The sequence below is a fragment of the Nitrosomonas communis genome (assembly GCF_024102715.1).
GTDB lineage: Bacteria > Pseudomonadota > Gammaproteobacteria > Burkholderiales > Nitrosomonadaceae > Nitrosomonas > Nitrosomonas communis_B.
Genome location: NZ_JAGFJM010000138.1, coordinates 1 through 7,135, shown reverse-complemented (window position 1 = coordinate 7,135; position 7,135 = coordinate 1). Strand labels below are relative to the sequence as shown.

At 45.0% G+C, this 7,135-nt stretch carries 8 protein-coding genes, 3 tRNA genes and 2 pseudogenes; 3 read left to right on the top strand and 10 right to left on the bottom strand.

What is annotated here, in order from left to right; translation table 11 throughout:
• The 9 genes and pseudogenes from J5I83_RS13400 to J5I83_RS13365 form a co-directional block, all read right to left on the bottom strand.
• Positions 1-680, bottom strand: a pseudogene (locus J5I83_RS13400) (IS110 family transposase); the annotation flags it as partial.
• 165 nt (positions 681-845) lie between these two features.
• Positions 846-1,037, bottom strand: coding sequence for an IS3 family transposase (locus J5I83_RS13395; protein WP_304056971.1), 192 nt, complete (start codon positions 1,035-1,037; stop codon positions 846-848).
• On the bottom strand, positions 958-1,275 hold the full coding sequence (locus J5I83_RS14605) for a DDE-type integrase/transposase/recombinase (protein ID WP_369683430.1): 318 nt from the start codon (positions 1,273-1,275) through the stop codon (positions 958-960). The genes J5I83_RS13395 and J5I83_RS14605 overlap by 80 nt, the downstream gene beginning before the upstream one ends.
• Entirely contained in the window at positions 1,209-1,688 is a 480-nt protein-coding gene (locus J5I83_RS13390; protein WP_304056969.1) for an IS3 family transposase, read from the bottom strand. Before J5I83_RS13390 ends, J5I83_RS14605 begins: the two co-directional genes overlap by 67 nt.
• A pseudogene (locus tag J5I83_RS13385) lies at positions 1,685-1,960 on the bottom strand (transposase); the annotation flags it as partial. The pseudogene J5I83_RS13385 and the gene J5I83_RS13390, both read right to left, overlap by 4 nt.
• A gap of 201 nt (positions 1,961-2,161) precedes the next feature.
• Positions 2,162-2,250, bottom strand: a tRNA-Leu gene (locus J5I83_RS13380).
• A 20-nt stretch (positions 2,251-2,270) separates the two neighbouring features.
• Positions 2,271-2,344 (bottom strand) — tRNA-Cys (locus tag J5I83_RS13375).
• Between the two features lie 104 nt (positions 2,345-2,448).
• Positions 2,449-2,523, bottom strand: a tRNA-Gly gene (locus tag J5I83_RS13370).
• Positions 2,524-2,656: 133 nt separating this feature from the next.
• The gene (locus J5I83_RS13365) at positions 2,657-3,337 is read right to left on the bottom strand and encodes an alpha/beta hydrolase (RefSeq protein WP_304056966.1); all 681 of its coding nucleotides are present in this window, start codon (positions 3,335-3,337) and stop codon (positions 2,657-2,659) included.
• Positions 3,338-3,412: 75 nt separating this feature from the next.
• Here J5I83_RS13365 and J5I83_RS13360 point away from each other — a divergent pair, with 75 nt between their 5' ends.
• Positions 3,413-4,510, top strand: a complete 1,098-nt coding sequence (locus J5I83_RS13360) for a transglutaminase-like domain-containing protein (RefSeq protein ID WP_304056963.1) — start codon at positions 3,413-3,415, stop codon at positions 4,508-4,510.
• A gap of 182 nt (positions 4,511-4,692) precedes the next feature.
• On the opposite strand, the gene fdxA is transcribed toward J5I83_RS13360, so the two are convergent.
• Entirely contained in the window at positions 4,693-5,016 is a 324-nt protein-coding gene (gene fdxA / locus J5I83_RS13355; RefSeq protein WP_304056961.1) for a ferredoxin FdxA, read from the bottom strand.
• A gap of 336 nt (positions 5,017-5,352) precedes the next feature.
• Between fdxA and xth the strand changes: the two genes are divergently transcribed.
• Positions 5,353-6,129 (top strand): exodeoxyribonuclease III, encoded by a 777-nt coding sequence (gene xth, locus J5I83_RS13350; protein ID WP_304056959.1) that lies wholly within the window; start codon positions 5,353-5,355, stop codon positions 6,127-6,129.
• 257 nt (positions 6,130-6,386) lie between these two features.
• Positions 6,387-6,983 carry a cytochrome P460 family protein gene (locus J5I83_RS13345; protein WP_304056956.1) on the top strand — a complete coding sequence of 199 codons (597 nt, stop codon included), beginning with the start codon at positions 6,387-6,389 and terminating at the stop codon, positions 6,981-6,983.
• The last annotated feature ends 152 nt before the right edge of the window (positions 6,984-7,135 follow it).

The window sequence follows — 7,135 nt, the reverse complement described above, 5'->3', positions numbered from 1 at the left end:
TGGCACTTGCCGTAATCGGCCCTATGCCGGGAATGGCTTCCAGTCTCTGGCTGGCTTCATTCTCCTTATGCCACAGCTTGATCTGTAACTCCAGTTCTTCTGCCTGCCGACCCAGTTCTTTGAGATGGTCATTCAGTCGCCAGTAAATGCCGCATTGTTCCTGGTAAACCGTTTTCAGCATCTTCCAGAATGTCAGGCACTCGTTTAGCAATCAAATGGATGCCCTGTGGGATAACAATGCCGAACTCAGAGAGCAGACCACGTATCTGGTTTGCTTGTGCAGTTCTGGCCTTGACCAGACCTTGTCTAGCACGATGCACTGCCAGGATGGCCTGTTGCTCAACATGTTTGATCGGCATAAATCGCATATTCGGTCGGCTCACCGCTTCACAGATTGCTTCCGTATCTGCCATGTCATGCTTGTTGGTCTTCACGTATGGTTTGGCAAATTGGGGTGGCATAAGCTTGACGGTATGCCCAAATTCACCAAGCTTTCTCGCCCAGTGGTGTACACTACCGCAGGCTTCCATGCCAATCAAGCAGGACTCTAAATTGGCAAAAAACTTTGTCATCCCATTCCGGCGCAATTGCTTGCGCAGTACAATCTTGCCGTGATTATCGACATCGTGAATCTGAAACACTTCTTTTGCCAAATCAATACCAATTGTTGTAATCTTCATGTCGGACGCTCCTCTCTGTTTTAATGATCATAGAACCACTATTTTGGCACTCTGATGCCGTTTAGGAAAGTGAGCGTCCATTCCATTAGGTCAAGTTTTTGTAGAGGAGTTATTTGCTCCGTTTGGTCGGGCGGACAAATCCCCGTTTAAATATCTTTTTGCGAACTATCTGGAGAGATAAATCCCCGCGCTGAATACCGACAGATCACAGTTGTAGAATCCCTCTATATAGTCGAATATATCTCGTCTGACTTCTTCTCTTGTTTCATAGATGGCATCATGAACACGTTCCACCTTCAAGGAATGCCAGAAGCTTTCTATTGGTGCATTGTCGTAGCAATTGCCTGTTCCTGACATGGATTGCTGCATTTTTTTGCGCTTTAAGCCAGTTTTGAGTGGCTCGACTAGCGTACTGGCTGCCTCTATTTGAATGAAAAATGATTCCAGAGGGTGGCCTGCACCTGAGTTTTGCCATTCTCAGTGCATCCAGCACGATATCCTCAGTCATCTTTTCTTTCATTGACCATCCTACGATTTCACGGTTGAATAGATCGAGCACACAACATAAGTAAAGCCAGCCTGCTTTCGTCCAGATATAGGTGATGTCAGACAGCCATACTTTATTCGGTTGTTCAACCCAAAATTTCTGTTCCAACAAGTTCGGTGCAATCGGTAATTTATGAGATTCGAATCAGTCGTTGCCTTGAACTTGCGCCGGGCTTTGGGGCGTAGCCCAGCTAGCCGCATAAGTTGCTTGATGCGATTAAGCGAACCGGTATAACCATGCAGTTCTCGTAGCTCTGCTACGATGCGTCGAGCACCATAGCTTTTGCCACTCGCCAGGAATATTTCCTTGATCTTTCGGCTTAATTCTTGATTCTGTAACGTACGGTAAGCTTGTGGTCGTGTTCTCCAAGCATGGTAGCCTCCCGGGGAAATATCCAGTGTTTCGCAAGCCACTGATAACGGGTAACCAGAAAGCTTCTGGGCGATGAATGCGTACTTCACAGACTCTCCTTCGCAAAGTACGCCGCGGCCTTTTTTAAAATCGCATTCTCCATTTTAAGTCGGGAAAGCTGTGCACGCAGTTCCGAAATCTCTTGTTGTTCCGGGCTGATGCAGCGTTTGACCTTGTCAGGCGTTAATTCACCTGCTTCATACTGTTTGTCCCATCGCTGAATCAGCTTGGGCAAAACATCTAATCGCCTGCCAACCTCAATATTGGTTAAATTTTGATCACGTTTTAGTTTTACCGCTTCAATCTTGAATTCCAGCGTGAATGTTCGACGCCGTAACTTCTATATTTGCTCATGTCCTGCCATCTCCAGCTCCTCGTTTTAAGTCATCTACGAAAAGTTTACCGGATCAATTCCAGCATACGTTATGATGCTACCGGCGGTTATTAGTTTTACTGAAGCGGCCGGTAGATTTAGAGGATTTGGAGGATTTAATGCCTAGAGAAACTTCTTAACGTGCTTGTTTGGTGCCCGGAGCCGGAGTCGAACCGGCACGGACGTTAAGGTCCGAGGGATTTTAAGTCCCTTGTGTCTACCAATTTCACCATCCGGGCAAGCAAATTATGCTGAATTCTGGAGGCGGGGGTCGGAATCGAACCGGCGTAGACGGCTTTGCAGGCCGCTGCATAACCACTCTGCCACCCCGCCATTAATTCTATGATCAGAATGTGGTTTGTATCGTACCACCACAATGAGTAATGCGTTATGGATTTTTTGGCTGCTTGTTAAAAAAATCCAATTTATCTCGATATTGGAGCGGGAAACGAGGCTCGAACTCGCGACCCCAACCTTGGCAAGGTTGTGCTCTACCACTGAGCTATTCCCGCATGTTAGCGTTCTATGTACTTCAGAACACTATTCAGAAACAAAGGGAGGATTATAAAGATGCTGTTTATTTTGTCAAGAAACGCATCAATTGGTTTTTCTGGAAATCTGTATTTCATTTTATGATTGAGCTGATCAAAGTAAAACTTGTCGCAGCCATTTGCTGATATCATCCAGTTCTTCAGCGCATACTGAGTGTGTCATTGCGTACTCGTGCCATTCAAGCTGGTAGCCACTTTCTAGCAGCTGCTGCCTGGAAGTTTTTGCCAAGTGGATCGGGACAATGGGATCATGGCTACCATGCGCCATGAATATTGAGGTAGACGCATTGGCGGTATGGGCTTCCTTCACAAGGGTATGCGCTAATGGCAGATAAGCTGATAATACCATAATGCCTGCTAATTTATCCGGGTGGCGAAGGCCAACCTGCAAAGCCATCACCCCTCCCTGAGAAAATCCAGCCAATACAATATTGCTAGAGGGAATTCCGCGCTGATTTTCCCGCTCAATCATTGCTATGATCGCATGTTGGGATCTGCGAATACCTATTTCATCTTCATAGTGATTCAGATTGATGCTTCTAATGTCATACCATGCGCGCATGACAAGGCCTTGATTGATCGTTACTGCTTGTTCAGGTGCATGAGGAAAAATAAAACGTATGGTGGTTTGTGGTGGTAGTTCAAGTTCTTGAATAATAGGCGTAAAATCGTTACCATCAGCACCGAGTCCATGCATCCACAAAATCGTGTGGGTTGGATATGAGCCTGATTCGATTTCAATCGCAGGTAAATAATCTGATGAAGGAAGCGACATGGTTGAAGCTGAATTGACTTGATTGAGCAATAAGATTAGATTTGCAAAATTTTATACAGAATACAGGAGATATGCATGAAACGCAGGGATTTTATCAAACTGATCGGTGCAGGTGCTACTCTGCTTCCCATGGCCCCCTCATTTATTGCACAAGCTGCTAGTCCTGCCAAATGGCGTAGTTATCGCTTGTCATATCAAGTAACACTACCTGCAACGGGCAAGAGTGCGCGTCTCTGGCTGCCACTGCCAGACACAAACGATACTCCTTATCAGTTTACTCAAGGGAGTGTGTGGAGTGGCAGCGCAAAATCGGCCAAGTTTTATACGATCCCTCAAACCGATTTTCCAGCTTTCCATGCTGAATGGAATGGTGATGGTGAGCGTCAAGTCACAGTAAGCAGTATTGTCAAGACGGCTGACCGGCAAGTTGATCTACACTCTTATCAGGCACCTGGCAAAGTTGTTATTCCTGATAACATCAAGCGCTTCCTGCAATCTACCCAGCAAGTACCGTTGGAAGGCATTGTGCGCCAAACAGCCGCTTCCATTATTAAAGGCAGTAATAAGGACCATCCTTTGCAGAATGCCCGGGTTATTTATGATTGGGTAATCGATAACGCAAATTATGATATGAATGTACGCGGCAGAGGGAAAGGTGATGTTAAGTTGATGCTAACGAATGAAAATCTGAGTGGAAAGTGCGCAGATATTAACGCCCTTTTCGTTGGATTGGCGCGTGCTTCGGGTATTCCTGCGCGGCAGCAATATGGTATACGAATAAACGAATCAGCTCTGTATAAAAATCTGGGTAAATTTGGTGATATCAGTACAGCTCAGCACTGTCGTGCAGAATTTTACCTTGCAGGTCTGGGTTGGGTGCCAGTTGACCCGGCTGATGTCTGCGAGGTTATTGCATCGGCGGGACTACCTCGCAATCATGAGCAAATTAATGCTTTGAGGGATAAATTGTTCGGTGCTTGGGAGATGAATTGGGTGGCGTTTAACCATGCTGAAACAGTTGCGCTAGGGAATAATAGCGCAATAGGCAAATTGCCTTTCTTCCTGTATCCGCATGCTGAGATAGATGGACGACAGCAGGATAGTCTGGAGCCGCAGGCATTTTCCTATAAGATCATGTCGGCAGCACTCATAGGTACAGGAGCCAAACTTTAAAATCAGTTGTTTTGCCAGTAGAAACACATTGCGAGACATTAAGGAGGTCCATTTTGGATAGGCAAAGCCAATGTCTCTGATTGGAATAATGAGTAAACAGGTTTGATGCAATAATCCCCTGCTGATGCCGTCTTACCAAGAGTGTGCTTGTTAGACGGCATATAAGCGGGTATAAATTTGTGCTAGCGCTCTAGTTTATCCAGCTTGTCTGTAACTTTCGCCCATTCATCGGCATCTGCTAGTGCATCCTTTTTCTCGATGATGGGTTTCCAGATCTTGGATAGTTCTTCATTGAGTGCAATGAAATTACGTTGGTTCTCAGGAACGTCATCTTCAGCATAGATCGCTTCTACTGGGCACTCGGCCACACATAATGTGCAGTCAATGCATTCGTCAGGATCGATCACTAGAAAATTGGGTCCTTCGCGGAAGCAATCCACCGGGCATACATCGACACAATCAGTATATTTACATTTGATACAACTTTCAGTTACTACATAAGTCATGATGGCATTCCTTGCGTGGCTCTTATTAGAATCGGAATTCCAAATTTTATCAGAAATTGAAGGTGCTCTACTACCCTGTCAGTAGTCTTCTTATTGGAAAATCATAGTGGGACTATAAAAATACACTGCTGAAATGTGCCAACAGCAGATCTCCAGTTATTTCTAATATACGACCATTTAACCGGAATCCTTAGCTGATCGTTCATTCTGTGCTAAATTTTACAATTCACTGGGTTACTGGGTTGAATGAATTAGATGCTGTATATTGTGACGCCCTGGCTACTGTAGATATCATGTACTTTACAGAAACTTGTTGAATAATAAAAATTATCTATTATGAAAATCGTTACCTGGAACGTTAACTCACTGAAAGTTCGCCTGCCTCAGGTGATTAATTGGTTGGAAATAAATCAACCGGATGTATTATGTTTACAGGAAACCAAGCTGCAGGATGAATCTTTCCCAACTGCTGAAATCGCGGCGATTGGCTATCAATCTATTTATGTTGGGCAGAAAATGTTTAATGGTGTCGCGCTATTGAGTAAGCAAAATGGAATTGATGCAGTCATGGCTATTCCCAATTTGGATGATGTGCAAAAGCGAATCATCGCTGCGACCTATGGGGATGTTCGCGTGATCTGTGTGTATGTGCCCAATGGGGAAAATACCGGATCGGACAAATATCAGTATAAATTAAACTGGTTAGCAGCGCTGAATCAATGGCTTAGCAAGGAGTTGGAGCGATATCCGCGATTAGCTTTGCTTGGTGATTTTAATATCGCACCGGAGGATCGGGATGTGCACGATCCGGATCTGTGGAAAGATCAGGTACTTTGCAGTGAGCCCGAAAGAAACGCCTTCCGCGAATTGTTAAATCTTGGACTCATTGACAGCTTTCGCCTATTTGATCAACCGGAGAAATCATATACCTGGTGGGACTACCGCATGCTTGCTTTCCGCCGCAACAGAGGATTACGTATTGATCATATTATGCTTAGCAAAGAACTGGCTGGAATCTGTAAAAGCTGTATTATCGACAAGGAGCCGAGAAAGCTGGAGCGGCCATCTGATCATGCGCCCGTTATGGCTGAGATAGCCCAAAACTTGAGCTAGGTTTGAGCCCAACTGACTGAGCAACTTAGTTAATTGGCAGAACAGCTTAGGAATCAGTACAGATTGGAAAATTGTTGTTTCGATCATGCCAATTTTACCTGATCTGCTCTACTACCTATTTGAGTTTTATCTATCAAGTACTCGTCATTGACGTAAAGGTGGGCGCATAATAAACTTCCGTACCACACGAACCGATCTAGTCTTAGCTAAAAATCGTGAACTGTAAAGATTTATTTTAACAATCAAAGGAAATTGTAATGGGCTTCAGAAAAAAACTTACAACTGGTATTGTGACCATGATGATGTCGTTCAGCGTGGGTAGTTCTGCTCTTGCAGCAGGGCCTGCGCAGTTCAATGAGAAGGGAGAATTACTATTACCGCAAAACTATCGCGAATGGGTCATGGTGGGCACCCAGGTTACCCCTAACGAACTGAACGAAGGCAAAGCGCCATTTACTGAAATTCGCACTGTATATGTTGACCCAGAGAGCTATGCGCACTGGAAAAAAACGGGTGAATTCAGAGATGGTACGATGACTGTCAAAGAACTGATCAGTGTAGGGGAACGTAAGGGGCCTGGCAGTGGCAACGGTTATTTTATGGGTGACTACATTGGGCTGGAAGCTTCAGTCAAAGATTCGAAACGTTTTGCCAGCGAACCAGGATACTGGGGATTCTATGTTTTCTATGTGCCGGACACTCCTCTGGTAGCAGCCGCCAAGAATCTGCCCACTCAAGAATGTGCAGAATGCCATAAAACCAGTGCTAAAGATGATCTGGTTTTTACTCAATTCTACCCGGTCTTGCGTGCAGCCAAAGAAACTGGAGCTTCGGGCGTTCTTGCTCCAAAGTAATTGCTCAAACTAATTTGTATAGTTGCTAGGTAGTGTCGTCACGAAATGTGGTTAAATTACAACTTTATTGTCACTCGTAGGTAGTTTCATGACGGAGAGCGCGCGGCGACACGATGTTTCAGATGCGGTTTGGGTGCTACTGGAGCCGCATT

Coding starts and splice junctions, on each gene's coding strand:
- J5I83_RS13395 (WP_304056971.1), bottom strand. CDS start 1,037: ATGTCAGGAACAGGCAATTGCTACGACAATGCACCAATAGAAAGCTTC.
- J5I83_RS13365 (WP_304056966.1), bottom strand. CDS start 3,337: ATGTCGCTTCCTTCATCAGATTATTTACCTGCGATTGAAATCGAATCA.
- J5I83_RS13360 (WP_304056963.1), top strand. CDS start 3,413: ATGAAACGCAGGGATTTTATCAAACTGATCGGTGCAGGTGCTACTCTG.
- fdxA (WP_304056961.1), bottom strand. CDS start 5,016: ATGACTTATGTAGTAACTGAAAGTTGTATCAAATGTAAATATACTGAT.
- xth (WP_304056959.1), top strand. CDS start 5,353: ATGAAAATCGTTACCTGGAACGTTAACTCACTGAAAGTTCGCCTGCCT.
- J5I83_RS13345 (WP_304056956.1), top strand. CDS start 6,387: ATGGGCTTCAGAAAAAAACTTACAACTGGTATTGTGACCATGATGATG.